Genomic DNA, 14,743 nt, shown 5'->3' on the forward strand with positions numbered 1-14,743 from the left:
AATCCTGCAGCAGCGCGCCGAAACGGCGAATGAGTTTGTCTTCGCGGAATTGCCGCGGCTGGTAGGTCATTCCGGTACCTCCTCGATCTTTGCTCCAAGGCCGGTCATCAGCTGCATGAATTCGGGAAAGCTGGTCGCGATCATCGCCGCATCGTCGATCGTGACAGGATGCTCCGAGGCAAGCCCCATGACAAGGAAGCTCATGGCGATGCGATGGTCGAGATGTGTGCTGACCTTTTCGTCGGCAGCGTTGCCGAGGCCCTTGCCGTCTGGCCGGCCGCGCACGATGAGAAAATCCTTGCCTTCGTCGCAATCCACACCATTGAGTTTCAGCCCGTCGGCGACAGCGGAAAGACGGTCGGACTCCTTGACGCGCAGTTCCTCAAGCCCCTTCATGACGGTCACGCCATCGGCGAAACAGGCGGCGACGGCGAGAATAGGATATTCGTCGATCATCGACGGCGCGCGATCTTCGGGAACGGTCACGCCCTTGAGCTCGGAATGGCGCACGCGCAGATCCGCCACGTCCTCGCCGCCGGCAAGACGCGTGTTCAGCACCTCGATATCAGCCCCCATCTCCTGCAGCGTCAGGATCAGCCCCGTACGGGTCGGGTTCATCAGCACGTTGACGATGGTGATGTCGGAGCCGGGGACAAGCAGCGCCGCAACCAGCGGGAAGGCGGTGGAGGAGGGATCGCCCGGAACGTCGATCACCTGGCCCTTAAGCTTGCCGCGGCCTTCGAGCCGGATCGTGCGGACGCCGTCCTCGTCCGTCTCGACGGAAAGGGCGGCGCCGAAACCCTGCAGCATCTTTTCAGTATGGTCGCGCGTCATCACCGGCTCGATGACCGTAGTGACACCCGGCGTATTGAGGCCGGCAAGCAGCACGGCCGATTTCACCTGGGCGGATGCCATCGGCACCCGATAGCGGATCGGGCTCGGCGTTCCCGGGCCTCTGAGCGTCACCGGCAGCCTGTCGCCCTCGGAGGCGCTGACCTGCACGCCCATTTCGCGCAGCGGATTGAGCACGCGGCCCATCGGCCGTTTCGAAAGCGAGGCGTCGCCTGTGAAGGTGGAGCGAAAGTCGTAGGTGCCGACGAGACCCATGGTCAGCCGCACGCCGGTGCCGGCATTGCCGAAGTCGAGCGGCGCGTCAGGCGCAAGCAGCGCACCGTTGCCGGTGCCCTCGATCACCCATTGTTCGCCCTCCTTGCGGATCCTGGCGCCCATCGCCTGCATTGCCCGGCCGGTATTGATCACGTCCTCGCCTTCGAGCAGGCCGGTGATCCGGGTTTCGCCGGAAGCAAGCCCGCCGAACATGAAGGAGCGATGCGAGATCGACTTGTCGCCCGGAATGCGGACGCTGCCCGTAAGACCGGCGGATTTGCGGGCGGTGGCGGGCCTGGGCGCAGAGCCGTGCAGCATGCGTAATCCTTTGCAAACGCAGTCTATTTTTGCCGCAAGACAGGCTTGGCCGGTCGCAATTCCCGTCCGCTTCTGCAGCTGTTGCGGCTCGTTAACATAAACGCGCCGGGCGGTCATCCGTCGGCTTGCCAAAAACCCCGGGCTCCGATCGCAAAGTTTGGCTTTGACATGGGAAGCCACAGCGATTAAGGGGACCGGCTTATAAATTCCGATGGAACGCCGGCTTGAACGGCATCTGCCGAATCTCATATTCGGCTATTCACACGAGGCTTATAGTGGCGAAAGCGGAACTTGGAACCAAGCGTACCGATCCGGAAACCGGCAAGAAGTTTTATGATCTGAACCGGGATCCGATTGTTTCTCCTTATACCGGCAAGTCCTACCCTCTGTCCTTCTTCGAGGAAACCTCGGCGATCGCCGAAGTTGCCGAGGAAGACGAGGTCGCGGAAGTCGATACTGAAAACACCGAAGTCGAACTGGTTTCGCTGGAAGATGCTGATGACGCCGCCGGCGGCGACGACATCCCCGATATCGGCGATGACGATGTCGAAATCGAAGGCGATGACGACGACGATACCTTCCTCACACCCGACGAAGATGACGATGATGACGACATGAGCGATATCATCGGCGTGACCGGCGACGAAGACGAAGTCTGACGACTGCATTTCGGCCCGGTGAGGAAAAAATTCTCCGGGCCGGATTTTTTAGGCTTGCTATCTCCGGAAACCGGAAGTAATAAGCCGCCACTCCGCAGGGCACGCCTTGAGGAACATCCCAGGACCGGCCTCGAGCCGGACCACCTTGATGGGGCTATAGCTCAGCTGGGAGAGCGCTTGCATGGCATGCAAGAGGTCAGCGGTTCGATCCCGCTTAGCTCCACCAGCCTACGCTCTTCGAGCTTCGGCTCGGCAAGCCGAAAGGCTTGACCGGACGAGGGCGAGAAGGAAGCGGAGGCTGCCGCGCCGAAGTTGCGAAGCAACATAGGCGGGCTATGATCCTTTCCATGAAGTACGTCTACATTCTCCAGAGTGTCGAATTTCCGGATCGTTATTACGTTGGCGTGACGAGTGACCTGAAGTCGCGCCTAGCGAAGCACAATGCCGGGGAGGTCTCTCATACCTCGAAATACGTCCCTTGGTCTCTCAAGACCTATCTCGCTTTTTCCGATGAAGCGCAGGCCTTTGCTTTCGAGAAATATCTGAAGTCGGCTTCGGGCAGAGCATTCGCAAAGAAAAGACTCTAGCCGCCCCGACCTCAACTCCGGCAGGCCACTTGCGCAGCCCACCGGCGCCTCGCTCTCTTCACATCTCCACGATAACAGCCGTCACCCGCTTGACCACCGGCAGCACCAAAAGCAGGACGGGAAAGGCGATCGCCCAGGAGAGCGCCCATGCGGAGGGCCAAATGGCAAGGGCAGGCGCGGTCAGGCCTTGTGCTCTCACGATGCTGATCGCTGAGATGACTGATGTCATCAACAGCGAGAGGATGAGCGGCATGATGATCGTATTGTAACGTTTGGGGAGTTTGCCTTTGGGCATTTTGATCTCCGTAAGGTGCCGATCAGACAATTGCGCAGCGCCGATCGGCGGGTTGCGCGTTGATTGACGTAAACGCTTACGGAGCTTCGATCTGAAGCAACGCCGTTTCTATGGTCGAAAATGTGTTGCCATTCAAGTCCGTCCCCATCCGCTTCCGATCGCCTTTGCCAATTCCTCAATGAGAGGATGTATGTTCGTTGCTGGAATCTCAGCGATTCGGCTCCAGGACCCTCAGCCAATGACCAGAGCAAGACGCCGCCGCATCATCCGGACCCGACGAACCTTAACCGGGCTCGCCCTCGTCGGCTCGATCTCGTTTCTGGCTGGCATGACCGATGCGACCGGTCTTCTGCTGACCGGCGATTTCGTCTCCTTCATGACAGGCAACACGACGCGGGCGGCACTGGCCTTGAGTGAGGGCAATCTTTATCACGCGGCGGTCCTGATCTCCGCCATCGTCATTTTCGTGCTCGGCAATGCGGCTGGGGTCGTCATCGCTCATGTCTCCGAACGCCGCATTTTCGTGGTGCTCGGCTGCGTCGGCCTCGTCCTGGCGCTCGCCTCGATGATGACGGTGCAGAACATGCTGTTCGCGCGGTTCTACATGATCGTTTTTTCCATGGGGATGGTGAACGCTGCCGTCGAGCACATCGAAGGCCTGCCGATCGGCCTGACCTATGTGACCGGCGCCCTGTCGCGCTTCGGCCGCGGCATCGGCCGCTGGATCATCGGCGATCGTCATGTCGAATGGACGATCCAGATCGTGCCCTGGGGTGGCATGGTGCTCGGCGCGATCGCCGGCGCCGTCCTGACGCGGCTGACGGGCGCGCATGCGCTGTGGCTGGTCTCCCTCTTCGCCATGGTGCTTGCACTAGCCGCCATGCTCATCCCGCGTCCGCTTCAGCGCCGCTTCAACCAGAAGATCGCGCCGCATCGATCGGCCGTTACGCGGATGAAATAGAACCGTCGCATTCCTGTTACCGTCGAATCGGATAGGAAGCACCGCTGTCAATCCTCAAGGAGTAGGTCTTGTTCCTGATTTCGAAGCTTGTCTGGATTTTCGCTCAGCCGCTGTCGCTGGCATTCTTCCTCGTCTTCTTGGCCCTCATTGCCGGCCTTCTGCGCTGGCGTACCTTAAGTATCCTCAGCGCAACGGGTTCGGCCCTCATCCTCTTCGTCACACTCTACACCACGGCCGGCAACCTTCTGATGCAAGGTCTCGAGCAGCGCTTCGCAAAGCCCGCCGCCGATCCAGATAGCCTGCAATGCATGATCGTGCTCGGCGGCGGCTTCGAAAACGAGGTGAACACGGCGCGCCACGGCATAGAATTCAACGGCGGAGCCGACCGCTTCATCGAAGCCTTGCGGCTTGCGCAGAAATTTCCGCAGTCGCGCATTCTGGTATCGGGCGGCGACGGCTCCATTTCGGGCATCTACGAAGGCGATGCGGCGGCATCCGAGCGCTTCTTCCCGCTCTTCGGCGTTGGCAGGGATCGCCTGATCGAAGAGAGGCAATCGCGCACGACCTTTGAAAATGCCGTTAACACCAAGGAATTCCTGGCAAGCCAGGGGCTTTCCAATTGCCTGCTGATCACGTCGGGTTTCCACATGCCGCGGTCCGTCGGCATCTTCCGCAAGCTCGGCATCGATATCGTGCCCTGGCCGACAGATTATCGCACCGACGGCCAGGTGAGGCTCGGGCTCGATTTCACTCAGCCAAACCTCAATGCGCAAAACCTGGCGACGGCAATCCGCGAATGGTACGGCCTGGTCGGCTATTATCTCGCCGGCCGGACGTCGGAGCTTTATCCGCAATAGAGCAATTCCAGGAAAAGTGCGAAGCGGTTCTTCCGTCCGGAATTGCGTAAGAACAAGAGGCTAGAGCGCCGCGCGTCCAACAGGACGCGCCAAGGAAGCTCTATCACTTTGAATTTGCGAATGACTCGAAAATCGATTCCGATTTCGGGTCATGCGCTGAGCTATTTCTTCGAGATGGTGACGAATTTCGTGCCGCGGACACGGGCCGTCACGATGCAGGGATCACCTTCGGTGCGGTCGCAGAAGCGCGGATGCATCTTCATTGCCAGCACCATGTTGCCGAAGCGCTGGACGAAATCGTAGCCATAGATCTGCGCCGTCGCGATCATGAAATAACCGCCTTCGGCAACCTGGAGGTAGAAATTATAGGTGCAGCCGTCGTCATTGCATTGCGGCCCCTTCTGCCCGTCGCAGGTCAGCTGGCCCTCGTTGACCACCGCATCGATCAGGCCATCATTATTGATGTCCTGCCGGATGATGAAGCCATCGGCAAATTCCGCCGTCTTGCACTGCTCCTGGAAATGTTTCTTCTCGTAGATCTCAGGATCGGAAATCAGCGATTGCTGGCCGAAGGCGGCAGCCGGCATGACAAGCAGCAGGACGATATTCAGAACGGCGAGCACCAGCGTTTTCACGGCTTTCCTCTTTTGGATAAAGGCTCTGTAGCCCAATGCATATCGTCCAAAAGTGTGCAGCGGTTTTGGGACAACGACATGCATCAAATAAAGACCTTCGCTTTATGACGCCGCCGCCTTGCGCCGCCCTTGCCGCCGTGGTTCTTTCCCGAGAATAGGTAGACCATGATGTCGTCCAAAACCGCTGACACTTTTCGGCATCATGCTCTGAAACTTCTGCCGGTTCCGAGGTTCGCATGTCCTTGCTCGTCTATCTCGATTATGCCGGCATTGCGCTGTTTGCCGCGACGGGCGCGCTCGCCGCCTCGCGCAAGCAGCTGGACCTGATCGGTTTTCTGTTTTTCGCCATGGTGACGGGAACGGGCGGCGGCACGGTGCGCGATATCGTGCTCGGCCGCGTGCCGGTCTTCTGGGTTCTGAACCCGGCCTATATCCTCGTCTGCTGCGTCATGGGCGTCATCGTTTTCTTCACCGCCCACCTGCTGGAATCGCGCTATCGCCTGCTGATCTGGCTAGATGCGATCGGCCTTGCCGCCTATTGCGTGATCGGCGCCGCCAAGGGCCTCGCCGCCACCGGCTCGCCGACCATCGCGATCGTCACCGGCACGCTGACGGCGACGTTTGGCGGCATCCTGCGCGATCTGATGGCAAATGAGCCTTCGGTGCTGTTGAGGCCGGAAATCTACGTGACCGCAGCCCTCATCGGTGCCGGCGTGTTCACGCTCGCCAATGCGCTCGGAATGCAGCTCTATCTGGCGTCTGCCTGCGGCGTCGTGGCGGCCTTTGCGGTGCGCGGTGGAGCCCTGTGGTTCGGCTGGACCTTCCCCACCTACAGGCACAAGCCCGGCCGGCATCCGGACGATGTCATGTGAAGCCTAATGCATGTCGCCCAAAAGTCCGCAGCGGTTTTGGGACACCGACATACATAAAAGCCGATCCGGCGCGACGCGCTTTAGAGGTGTCGTCAGCCCTGCTTCGCCCGCAGGCGGATCACCACGTCGACATGGGCGATCTCCATCCCTTCAGGCGGTTCAGGCAGATTGGCGATCGTCAGGTTGCTGACGGGAATGTCGAGCACCTCGTTTTCGCCTTCGACGAAGAAATGGTGATGGTCGGAAACATTGGTGTCGAAATAGGTCTTGGCGCTCTCGACGGCGAGAACCCGGATGAGACCGGCTTCCGTGAACTGATGCAGCGTGTTGTAGACGGTTGCCAACGACACTGGCACGCCGGCGGCAACAGCCTCCTCATGCAGTTCCTCGACGGTCAAATGCCGGTCGCCCTTGGCAAACAGGAGGTCGCCAAGCGCGACACGCTGGCGAGTAGGGCGCAGGCCCGCACCGCGCAGCCTTACCTCTATTGCGATCGGGAGTGCACCCGTCATCAAAACCAACTCCGGTTATTCTGGCATAAAGCAATCATGTTTCTTTAAGGGGTATAACTTTTGCATCGGAGCCTTTCAATAGTTCAATGGGGACAGGAGCCTGATAAACGCGGCAAAAACGGGCTTTTGACGCAAATAGGTCTGGTCCCAGCCCTAGCCTTCCTGTATGCGACCACCAAATAATGGCGCAAGCCTGGTCCGGGGAGATGAATGAAGCTGCCTTGCTTGTGCTTCATTTTCTGAAGAACTTGGACTACACGTTCACATCCATCGGCTTGATGCGGGGGGAAAAGAAACTTTATGACGACCAGACAGTCCAGCTTCTCGTATGAAGAACTCATCGCTTGCGCACATGGCGAGCTGTTCGGCCCCGGCAATGCGCAGCTGCCCCTGCCGCCTATGCTGATGGTTCACCGCATCACGGATATTTCCGAAACGGGCGGCACCTTCGATAAGGGCTACCTCCGGGCCGAATATGACGTACGCCCGGATGACTGGTATTTTCCTTGCCATTTTGAAGGCAATCCGATCATGCCGGGCTGCCTCGGTCTCGACGGCATGTGGCAGCTGACCGGTTTCTTTCTGGGCTGGCTCGGCGAGGCAGGTCGTGGCATGGCGCTTTCAACAGGCGAAGTGAAATTCAAGGGCATGGTCCGGCCACAGACGAAGCTGATCGAATATGGCATCGACTTCAAGCGTGTCATGCGCGGTCGTCTGGTCCTCGGCACGGCCGACGGCTGGCTAAAGGCGGACGGCGAGACCATATATCAGGCGGCCGATCTTCGCGTCGGTCTATCGAAAGACAAGACGGCCTGAAACCGCATTTCGAGCGGCTGACGAAAACAACAAAGGTTTGATCAGATGAGACGGGTAGTTGTCACAGGTCTGGGTGTCGTGTCCTCGATCGGAAACGACGCGGCCGAAGTCACCGAATCCTTGCGGCAGGCAAAGTCGGGTATCTCCTTTTCGAGCGATTTCGCCGAACATGGGTTCAAGTGCCAGGTCTGGGGCAGTCCGAAGCTCGGTTCGGCGGAACTTGCCGAACTGGTCGACCGCCGCGCCATGCGTTTCCTGTCGCAGGGCGGCGCCTGGAACCATGTGGCCATGAAACAGGCACTTGCCGATTCCGGCCTGGAAGAGAAAGACTACGCTCAGAACGAGCGTGCCGGCATCATCATGGGCTCCGGCGGTCCGTCCACCCGCACCCTGATCGAAGCTGCCGAGATCACCGTGAAGAACAACAGCCCGAAGCGCATCGGCCCGTTCGCCGTGCCGAAGGCGATGTCCTCGACCGCATCGGCCACACTGGCCACCTGGTTCAAGATCCACGGCGTCAATTATTCGATCTCGTCGGCCTGCTCGACGTCGGCGCATTGCATCGGCAACGCCGCCGAGATGATCCAGTGGGGCAAGCAGGACGTGATGTTCGCCGGTGGCCACGAGGATCTCGACTGGACGATGTCCAACCTCTTCGACGCCATGGGCGCCATGTCCTCCAAGTACAACGACACGCCGGACAGCGCTTCGCGCGCCTATGACGTCAACCGCGACGGTTTCGTCATCGCCGGCGGCGCCGGCGTGCTGGTGCTCGAGGAGCTGGAGCGTGCCAAGGCCCGCGGTGCTAAGATCTACGCCGAAATCGTCGGCTACGGCGCAACCTCGGACGGCTACGACATGGTCGCGCCCTCGGGCGAGGGCGCCATCCGCTGCATGCGCCAGGCGCTCGCCACCGTCAAAGGCGACGTCGACTACGTCAACACCCACGGCACCTCGACGCCAGTCGGCGACAGCAAGGAAATCGGCGCCATCCGCGAGGTATTCGGCTCGAAGATTCCGCATATCCAATCGACCAAATCGCTGACCGGCCATTCGCTTGGCGCTGCCGGCGTGCAGGAATCGATCTATTCCCTGCTGATGATGCAGCAGGGCTTCATCGGCGAAAGCGCTCATATCACCGAGCTTGATCCCGAATTCGAAGGTGTCCCGATCGTGCGGAAGCGTATCGACGACGCCAAGATCGACATTGCCCTCTCCAATTCCTTCGGCTTCGGCGGCACCAACGCCACGCTCGTCTTCCAGCGCTATAACGGATAATAATATGACGGGAATTATGCAGGGTAAGCGCGGGCTCATCATGGGCGTCGCCAACAACCACTCGATCGCCTGGGGGATTTCAAAAGCTCTCGCCGCACAGGGTGCGGAACTCGCCTTCACCTATCAGGGCGATGCGCTCGGCAAGCGCGTCAAGCCGCTTGCTGCCGAGGTCAGCTCGGATTTCGTGCTGCCCTGCGACGTCGAGGACACCGCCTCGGTCGATGCCGTGGTCGATGCGATCAAGGAGCGCTGGGGCAAGCTCGATTTTATCGTCCATGCCATTGGCTTTTCCGACAAGAATGAGCTCAAGGGTCTTTACGCCGATACGACACGTGAGAATTTCAGCCGCACAATGGTCATTTCCTGTTTCTCCTTCACCGAGATCGCCAAGCGCTGCGCTCCGTTGATGGAAGATGGCGGTGCGATGCTGACGCTGACCTATAATGGCTCGACGCGCGTCATTCCGAATTACAACGTCATGGGGGTTGCCAAGGCAGCGCTCGAGGCTTCGGTGCGCTATCTCGCCGCCGACTACGGCCCGCGCGGCATCCGCGTCAATGCCATTTCCGCCGGCCCGATCCGCACGCTTGCCGGCGCCGGCATCTCCGATGCGCGCGCGATCCTTTCCTGGAACCAGCGCAATGCGCCGCTGCGCAAGACCGTCACCATCGATCAGGTCGGCAACTCGGCTCTCTACCTGCTCTCCGACCTTTCCTCCGGCGTCACCGGCGAAATCCATTTCGTCGACGCCGGCTTCAACGTCACCTCCATGCCGACGCTGGAAACGCTGCGCAAAGCGGACGTTGAGTAAACACTATTCGATTGAAACTTAAAGGCCGTGCGCAGATGGTGCGCACGGCCTTTTCTATCGATAAGAATGATCGGATCGAGGCTGCTTGAGCCCTATTTCTTCGCCCACAGCACCTTGAACCGGGCGTTGCGGCAGGTTTCGCCGCTTTCCCTGAAATTCGCCGCCAGAACCGGCTCGTAAGGCAGGCCGCGATTGGCGACGAGCATCAGGCGGCCGCCGCCGCGAAGGGCGGATGCGGCAGTCTTGATCATTGCCTGGCCGAGCGCCGGCTCGGCTGCGTGCCCCTCATGGAAGGGCGGGTTCATGATGACGAGATCGTATTTGTCTTTGACCGGCTCACCCGCCAGATCGTGCCAGAAGAAGCGCGCAGGCGCGTTCGGGCAGTTCTCCGCCAGATTATCCCTGGCAGCCTCCAGAGCCGCGTGATCGGCCTCGTAGAGGTCGAGGCGCGTCAGTCCACGCGACTTCTGGGCCAGCTCGACGGAGAGATAGCCCCATCCGGCGCCAAAATCTGCAACGTCGCCGGTGAAATCCTGCGGCAGGCGCGAGGCGAGCAGTTCCGATCCGGCATCGATGCGGTCATGCGAGAACATGCCGGCGGTTGCATTGAAACGGCCGTCGACACGTACCGGCGCCTTTGCCAGCTTGGAGATAATCTCGTCGGCATCCGCAGGCCGGCCGAACCAGAAAGCGACGCCGTGATATTTCGGCATGTAGTCGACTGCGAGATTGAAACCTTCCATCCGCTTGCGCAGCGGCTGGATGCCGTCTTCCTTCGCGCCGGCAACGACGATCAGACCGCCGAGCCGCGTGCGGGCGATCGCGGCGGCGAGATTGGCTTCGTTCTCGCCCTTGTGCTTGGTGCAGAGCACCAGAGCCGCATCGTAGTCCTCGCCATCGATCTCCGGCTTCGCTTCGATCCGCTGCGCCAGCAGCTGCCGATAGAGCGGCCGGAAGCCCTGGACGGCGCTGAGCGAGGCGGCAAAGCCTTCCGGCAGCGCAAAGCCTGCCTCGGCCCCGAGGAAGAGCACGCGCTCGCCCTCGCCGGGCGCCTCGACTGTGCCGCTGGCAAAGGGATGGAACAGGGTCTTCAGCGTCTCGCTGCTCATGGTCTCGTCTCGTCTTCTCATACAAAAAAGGGCGCGGAAGCATTCCCGCGCCCGGTATCAAATTTGGAAGGCGGCTTATTCGGCCGCTTCTTCCTTCTTCTTCTCGTTCGGGATTTCCTGGCCGGTGGCCTGGTCGACGACCTTCATCGACAGGCGAACCTTGCCGCGTTCGTCGAAGCCGAGCAGCTTGACCCAGACCTTGTCGCCTTCCTTGACGACGTCCTGCGTCTTGGCAACACGCTCGGAAGCGAGCTGCGAGATGTGGACGAGACCGTCGCGGGCGCCGAAGAAGTTGACGAAGGCGCCGAAGTCGGCGGTCTTGACGACCGTGCCTTCGTAGACCTGGCCGATTTCAGGCTCGGCGACGATCGAGTGGATCCACTTGCGGGCCGCTTCGATCTCCTTGCCGGAGGACGAAGCGATCTTGACGGTGCCGTCGTCCTCGATGTTGATCTTCGCGCCGGTCTTTTCGACGATTTCGCGAATGACCTTGCCACCGGAGCCGATGACTTCGCGGATCTTGTCGACCGGGATGTTCATGACTTCGATGCGCGGAGCGAATTCACCGAGCTGGCCGCGGCTTTCGGTAATGGCCTTGGACATTTCGCCGAGGATGTGAACGCGACCGCCTTGGGCCTGGCCAAGGGCGACCTTCATGATCTCTTCGGTGATACCGGCGATCTTGATGTCCATCTGCAGCGAGGTAATGCCGTCGGCGGTACCGGCGACCTTGAAGTCCATGTCGCCGAGGTGGTCTTCGTCACCGAGAATGTCGGAGAGGACAGCGAAGCGATCGCCTTCCAGGATCAGACCCATGGCGATACCGGCCACCGGCTTTGCCAGCGGAACGCCGGCGTCCATCAGAGCGAGCGAGGTACCGCAGACAGTCGCCATCGAGGACGAGCCATTCGACTCGGTAATCTCGGAGACGACGCGCAGCGTGTAGGGGAACTGCTCGACGGTCGGCAGCATCGGACGGATCGCGCGCCATGCGAGCTTGCCGTGGCCGATTTCGCGGCGACCCGGGGAGCCCATGCGGCCGGTCTCGCCAACCGAGTAGGGAGGGAAGTTGTAATGGAGCAGGAAGCGCTCCTTGTACATGCCCGTCAGGCTGTCGACATACTGCTCGTCTTCGCCGGTGCCGAGGGTGGCAACGACGATCGCCTGCGTTTCACCGCGGGTGAAGAGCGCCGAACCGTGCGTACGCGGCAGAAGACCGACTTCCGAAACGATCGGACGAACGGTTTCGAGGTCGCGGCCGTCGATGCGGCTCTTGGTGTCGAGAATGTTCCAGCGGACGATCTTTGCCTGCAGGTGCTTGAAGATCGCGCCGACTTCTTCGGCCGTGTACTTGGCTTCACCTTCCTCGGGAAGGAAGTGTGCCTTCACCTTCGCCTTGACGGCGTCGACGGCGGCGTAGCGGTCAGCCTTCTGGGTGATCTTGTAGGCTTCGCGAAGTTCACCTTCGGCAAGGCCGAGCATCTCGTTTTCGAGAGCGGAGTAGTCTGCCGGCTGGAAGTCGCGCGGCTCCTTGGCGGCAACTTCGGCGAGCTTGATGATCGCGTCGAGAACCGGCTGGAAGCCCTTGTGGCCGAACATGACGGCACCGAGCATGACGTCTTCGTTGAGTTCCTTGGCTTCGGATTCCACCATCAGCACGGCGTCGTAGGTGCCGGCGACGACGAGATCGAGGCTCGATTCGTCCATCTCGTCGAGATGCGGGTTGAGAACGTATTCGCCGTTGATGTAGCCGACGCGCGCACCGCCGACCGGGCCCATGAAGGGAACGCCGGAGAGCGTCAGCGCTGCCGAGGTAGCGACCATCGACAAGATGTCCGGATCGTTTTCGAGGTCGTGCTGGATAACGGTAACGACGACCTGCGTGTCGTTCTTGTAGCCCTCAGGGAAGAGCGGGCGGATCGGGCGGTCGATCAGGCGGGAAACCAGGGTTTCCTTTTCGCTCGGGCGGCCTTCGCGCTTGAAATAGCCGCCGGGGATCTTGCCGGCCGCGTAGGTCTTTTCCTGGTAGTTGACGGTGAGCGGAAAGAAGTCCTGGCCGGGCTTCGGCGACTTGGCCGAGACGACGGTGGCGAGAACGACGGTTTCGCCGTAAGTGGCGAGAACCGCGCCGTCGGCCTGACGGGCGATCTTGCCGGTTTCGAGCTTCAGCGGGCGCCCGGCCCACTCGATTTCCACTGTGTGTGTATCAAACATCTCTTGTCCTTCAATGCGGGAGCACGCGCCATCGCCGATATCAAGGCGCAGCGCACAGTCGACCGCAATCAATGTGACGTATCACGGGCAAGACAACGGGAGGCTTTTCATCCTCGGTTTCCTCAGGAGAAACCGGGCCAAAGCTCATTGACAAGCCTTGGCCGAAAGCATCCGGCAATCCTGCCCCATGACAGGTCAACGGTTGGTTTGGCAGATCCGGCCCATCCGGGTCTGCCGGTCTTTCCACCGCGTAAAATAGGGCGCGGCTGGAACATTTCATCGGGAGCCTTGTCCCGAAACAGATCCGGCGGGCGCTTGGGAAAGCGCCCGCCGGACAATCTTAGCGGCGGATACCCAGGCTGGTGATCAGCTTGGAATAGCGGCCTTCATCCTTCTTCTTGAGATAATCAAGAAGCGAGCGGCGGCTCGAAACCATCGTCAGCAGGCCACGGCGGGAATGGTTATCCTTCTTGTGGTCCTTGAAGTGTTCGGTCAGGTTGTTGATGCGTTCGGTCAGGATCGCGACCTGGACTTCCGGAGAACCGGTATCGCCTTCAACGGTCGCATATTCCTTGATCAGCGCAGACTTGCGCTCAGCAGTGATCGACATCGGGTGATCCTTTCTAAGAGGAGGAGATAGAGTCGCCAAAAGCCGGGATGTCGTCCAGCTTTGGCCGTGAATGCGAGCAGGCGAACCTGACGCTGGCGCTGCCTATAAACCAAATATGGATCGATGGAAAGAGGGGTCGTCCTTGGCGGCTTCAACGGCCCGCCATGGCGCCCCGGATCATCCCGTCATAGGCTGCAGGATCCTGCAGCATGGCGAAATGGCTCACATCTTTCAGGATGACGAGTTTGGCGCCCGGAATCTGTTTTGCCATCATTTCCGTATGGTCGAGCTTTACGGCTTCATCATGATCGCCGATGGCAAGTGTGACCGGCACCGAGATCTTGCCAAGATCGGCGGCCGTCCAGGCCGGCTGGGTTGCCCACATTTCGGAGATCTGCTTGACGAAGGCGTCGTATTCGTTCGGCGTCGGCGAAAGCTTCCGGTACTGCTCGCCGGCGACGTTGATGTAGTCGTTGAAGGTCTTATTGTCCATGACGTCAGCCTTGACGCCGTCTGTTGTGACGTTGGCTGCCTGGGCAATGACGCGGGTCAATTTTTCCGGGTGTTTCATCGCCATGTCGATGCCGATGATGCCGCCGTCCGACCATCCCACCAGCGTCACCTTGTCGATCTTCAGATAGTCGAGAAGTGCGGCGTAGTCAGATGTCATCAGGTCGTAACCGAAGGGCTGCTGGCTGCGCGTCGAGCGTCCATGTCCGCGGCTGTCGGCAACGATGACCAGATGGTCCTTGGCAAAATCGGCGACCTGATGACCCCAGACCTCGGCATTTCCCAGTCCGCCATGGATGAAGAGGATCGGGTCGCCTTCGCCGTATTCGGCGTAATACATCTTGATGTCGTTCACATCGGCCATGCCGCTCTTCTTCGCCACCGGCATCGAAGGAAAGGCGGGAAGCTCGGCCCAGCGCTCGGCAGATTGAGCGTTGGCCACGGTCAGGAACATCGAAAAGAACGTCAGTATTCCGATAGCAGTTACGCGCATATTCTTTCCCCTGTCGGGCCACCATGGCCCCTCGGGCCGCTATGGCGGCCCGACAGGGAAGATATCGCATCGTTACCGGCTGACAATCGCCGTCGTTGT

At 60.2% G+C, this 14,743-nt stretch carries 16 protein-coding genes and 1 tRNA gene; 9 read left to right on the forward strand and 8 right to left on the reverse strand.

What is annotated here, in order from left to right; genetic code table 11:
* Positions 1 to 66: 66 nt before the first annotated feature.
* Positions 67 to 1,425, reverse strand: a complete 1,359-nt coding sequence (aroA, locus tag ELH03_RS22235; protein WP_128400242.1) for a 3-phosphoshikimate 1-carboxyvinyltransferase — start codon at positions 1,423 to 1,425, stop codon at positions 67 to 69.
* 275 nt (positions 1,426 to 1,700) lie between these two features.
* Here aroA and ELH03_RS22240 point away from each other — a divergent pair, with 275 nt between their 5' ends.
* The 3 genes from ELH03_RS22240 (at position 1,701) to ELH03_RS22250 (ending at position 2,671) form a co-directional block, all read left to right on the forward strand.
* Positions 1,701 to 2,084: a TIGR02300 family protein gene (locus ELH03_RS22240; RefSeq protein WP_017966434.1), complete on the forward strand. Its 384-nt coding sequence runs from the start codon at positions 1,701 to 1,703 to the stop codon at positions 2,082 to 2,084.
* Positions 2,085 to 2,234: 150 nt separating this feature from the next.
* Positions 2,235 to 2,310 (forward strand) — tRNA-Ala (locus ELH03_RS22245).
* Positions 2,311 to 2,431: 121 nt separating this feature from the next.
* Entirely contained in the window at positions 2,432 to 2,671 is a 240-nt protein-coding gene (locus ELH03_RS22250) for a GIY-YIG nuclease family protein (RefSeq protein ID WP_128400243.1), read from the forward strand.
* Between the two features lie 58 nt (positions 2,672 to 2,729).
* Here the strand turns inward: ELH03_RS22250 and ELH03_RS22255 are convergent, their stop codons facing one another.
* Complete coding sequence (locus ELH03_RS22255) at positions 2,730 to 2,966, reverse strand: DUF2798 domain-containing protein (RefSeq protein WP_128400244.1); 237 nt, start codon at positions 2,964 to 2,966, stop codon at positions 2,730 to 2,732.
* Between the two features lie 238 nt (positions 2,967 to 3,204).
* On the opposite strand from ELH03_RS22255, the gene ELH03_RS22260 reads away from it, so the two are divergent.
* Together ELH03_RS22260 and ELH03_RS22265 are read left to right on the forward strand one after the other, a co-directional pair.
* Positions 3,205 to 3,927 carry a YoaK family protein gene (locus ELH03_RS22260; protein ID WP_128400245.1) on the forward strand — a complete coding sequence of 241 codons (723 nt, stop codon included), beginning with the start codon at positions 3,205 to 3,207 and terminating at the stop codon, positions 3,925 to 3,927.
* A 68-nt stretch (positions 3,928 to 3,995) separates the two neighbouring features.
* Positions 3,996 to 4,784, forward strand: a complete 789-nt coding sequence (locus ELH03_RS22265; protein ID WP_128400246.1) for a YdcF family protein — start codon at positions 3,996 to 3,998, stop codon at positions 4,782 to 4,784.
* A gap of 161 nt (positions 4,785 to 4,945) precedes the next feature.
* Here the strand turns inward: ELH03_RS22265 and ELH03_RS22270 are convergent, their stop codons facing one another.
* Positions 4,946 to 5,419: a hypothetical protein gene (locus ELH03_RS22270; RefSeq protein ID WP_128400247.1), complete on the reverse strand. Its 474-nt coding sequence runs from the start codon at positions 5,417 to 5,419 to the stop codon at positions 4,946 to 4,948.
* Positions 5,420 to 5,655: 236 nt separating this feature from the next.
* Here ELH03_RS22270 and ELH03_RS22275 point away from each other — a divergent pair, with 236 nt between their 5' ends.
* Positions 5,656 to 6,291: a trimeric intracellular cation channel family protein gene (locus ELH03_RS22275; protein ID WP_018244251.1), complete on the forward strand. Its 636-nt coding sequence runs from the start codon at positions 5,656 to 5,658 to the stop codon at positions 6,289 to 6,291.
* 92 nt (positions 6,292 to 6,383) lie between these two features.
* Here the strand turns inward: ELH03_RS22275 and irrA are convergent, their stop codons facing one another.
* Complete coding sequence (gene irrA / locus ELH03_RS22280; protein ID WP_003555773.1) at positions 6,384 to 6,803, reverse strand: iron response transcriptional regulator IrrA; 420 nt, start codon at positions 6,801 to 6,803, stop codon at positions 6,384 to 6,386.
* A gap of 300 nt (positions 6,804 to 7,103) precedes the next feature.
* On the opposite strand from irrA, the gene fabA reads away from it, so the two are divergent.
* Genes fabA through fabI form a run of 3 tightly spaced genes read left to right on the forward strand, consistent with a single transcriptional unit; the run spans position 7,104 to position 9,708 of the window.
* A complete protein-coding gene (gene fabA / locus ELH03_RS22285; RefSeq protein WP_027682244.1) occupies positions 7,104 to 7,619 on the forward strand; it encodes a 3-hydroxyacyl-[acyl-carrier-protein] dehydratase FabA in 516 nt (171 codons plus the stop codon).
* Positions 7,620 to 7,664: 45 nt separating this feature from the next.
* Entirely contained in the window at positions 7,665 to 8,897 is a 1,233-nt protein-coding gene (gene fabB, locus ELH03_RS22290) for a beta-ketoacyl-ACP synthase I (protein WP_128400248.1), read from the forward strand.
* Between the two features lie 4 nt (positions 8,898 to 8,901).
* A complete protein-coding gene (gene fabI, locus ELH03_RS22295) occupies positions 8,902 to 9,708 on the forward strand; it encodes an enoyl-ACP reductase FabI (RefSeq protein ID WP_018244255.1) in 807 nt (268 codons plus the stop codon).
* A 92-nt stretch (positions 9,709 to 9,800) separates the two neighbouring features.
* Here fabI and ELH03_RS22300 read toward each other — a convergent pair whose 3' ends face one another.
* The 4 genes from ELH03_RS22300 to ELH03_RS22315 all read right to left on the reverse strand — a co-directional run bounded on the left by ELH03_RS22300 (position 9,801) and on the right by ELH03_RS22315 (position 14,644).
* A complete protein-coding gene (locus tag ELH03_RS22300) occupies positions 9,801 to 10,817 on the reverse strand; it encodes a class I SAM-dependent methyltransferase (protein ID WP_128400249.1) in 1,017 nt (338 codons plus the stop codon).
* Positions 10,818 to 10,892: 75 nt separating this feature from the next.
* Positions 10,893 to 13,031: a polyribonucleotide nucleotidyltransferase gene (gene pnp / locus ELH03_RS22305; RefSeq protein WP_128400250.1), complete on the reverse strand. Its 2,139-nt coding sequence runs from the start codon at positions 13,029 to 13,031 to the stop codon at positions 10,893 to 10,895.
* A 340-nt stretch (positions 13,032 to 13,371) separates the two neighbouring features.
* Positions 13,372 to 13,641, reverse strand: a complete 270-nt coding sequence (gene rpsO / locus ELH03_RS22310) for a 30S ribosomal protein S15 (RefSeq protein WP_003544317.1) — start codon at positions 13,639 to 13,641, stop codon at positions 13,372 to 13,374.
* Between the two features lie 151 nt (positions 13,642 to 13,792).
* Positions 13,793 to 14,644, reverse strand: a complete 852-nt coding sequence (locus ELH03_RS22315; RefSeq protein ID WP_105007837.1) for an alpha/beta fold hydrolase — start codon at positions 14,642 to 14,644, stop codon at positions 13,793 to 13,795.
* Between the last annotated feature and the right edge of the window lie 99 nt (positions 14,645 to 14,743).

This window comes from Rhizobium beringeri, from assembly GCF_004306515.1.
Classification (GTDB): domain Bacteria; phylum Pseudomonadota; class Alphaproteobacteria; order Rhizobiales; family Rhizobiaceae; genus Rhizobium; species Rhizobium beringeri.

Excerpts from the sequence above, each read along its gene's own strand:
- fabA (WP_027682244.1), top strand. The coding sequence starts at position 7,104 with ATGACGACCAGACAGTCCAGCTTCTCGTATGAAGAACTCATCGCTTGC.
- ELH03_RS22300 (WP_128400249.1), bottom strand. The coding sequence starts at position 10,817 with ATGAGCAGCGAGACGCTGAAGACCCTGTTCCATCCCTTTGCCAGCGGC.
- ELH03_RS22260 (WP_128400245.1), top strand. The coding sequence starts at position 3,205 with ATGACCAGAGCAAGACGCCGCCGCATCATCCGGACCCGACGAACCTTA.
- fabI (WP_018244255.1), top strand. The coding sequence starts at position 8,902 with ATGACGGGAATTATGCAGGGTAAGCGCGGGCTCATCATGGGCGTCGCC.
- rpsO (WP_003544317.1), bottom strand. The coding sequence starts at position 13,641 with ATGTCGATCACTGCTGAGCGCAAGTCTGCGCTGATCAAGGAATATGCG.
- fabB (WP_128400248.1), top strand. The coding sequence starts at position 7,665 with ATGAGACGGGTAGTTGTCACAGGTCTGGGTGTCGTGTCCTCGATCGGA.
- pnp (WP_128400250.1), bottom strand. The coding sequence starts at position 13,031 with ATGTTTGATACACACACAGTGGAAATCGAGTGGGCCGGGCGCCCGCTG.
- irrA (WP_003555773.1), bottom strand. The coding sequence starts at position 6,803 with ATGACGGGTGCACTCCCGATCGCAATAGAGGTAAGGCTGCGCGGTGCG.
- ELH03_RS22255 (WP_128400244.1), bottom strand. The coding sequence starts at position 2,966 with ATGCCCAAAGGCAAACTCCCCAAACGTTACAATACGATCATCATGCCG.
- aroA (WP_128400242.1), bottom strand. The coding sequence starts at position 1,425 with ATGCTGCACGGCTCTGCGCCCAGGCCCGCCACCGCCCGCAAATCCGCC.
- ELH03_RS22275 (WP_018244251.1), top strand. The coding sequence starts at position 5,656 with ATGTCCTTGCTCGTCTATCTCGATTATGCCGGCATTGCGCTGTTTGCC.
- ELH03_RS22250 (WP_128400243.1), top strand. The coding sequence starts at position 2,432 with ATGAAGTACGTCTACATTCTCCAGAGTGTCGAATTTCCGGATCGTTAT.
- ELH03_RS22315 (WP_105007837.1), bottom strand. The coding sequence starts at position 14,644 with ATGCGCGTAACTGCTATCGGAATACTGACGTTCTTTTCGATGTTCCTG.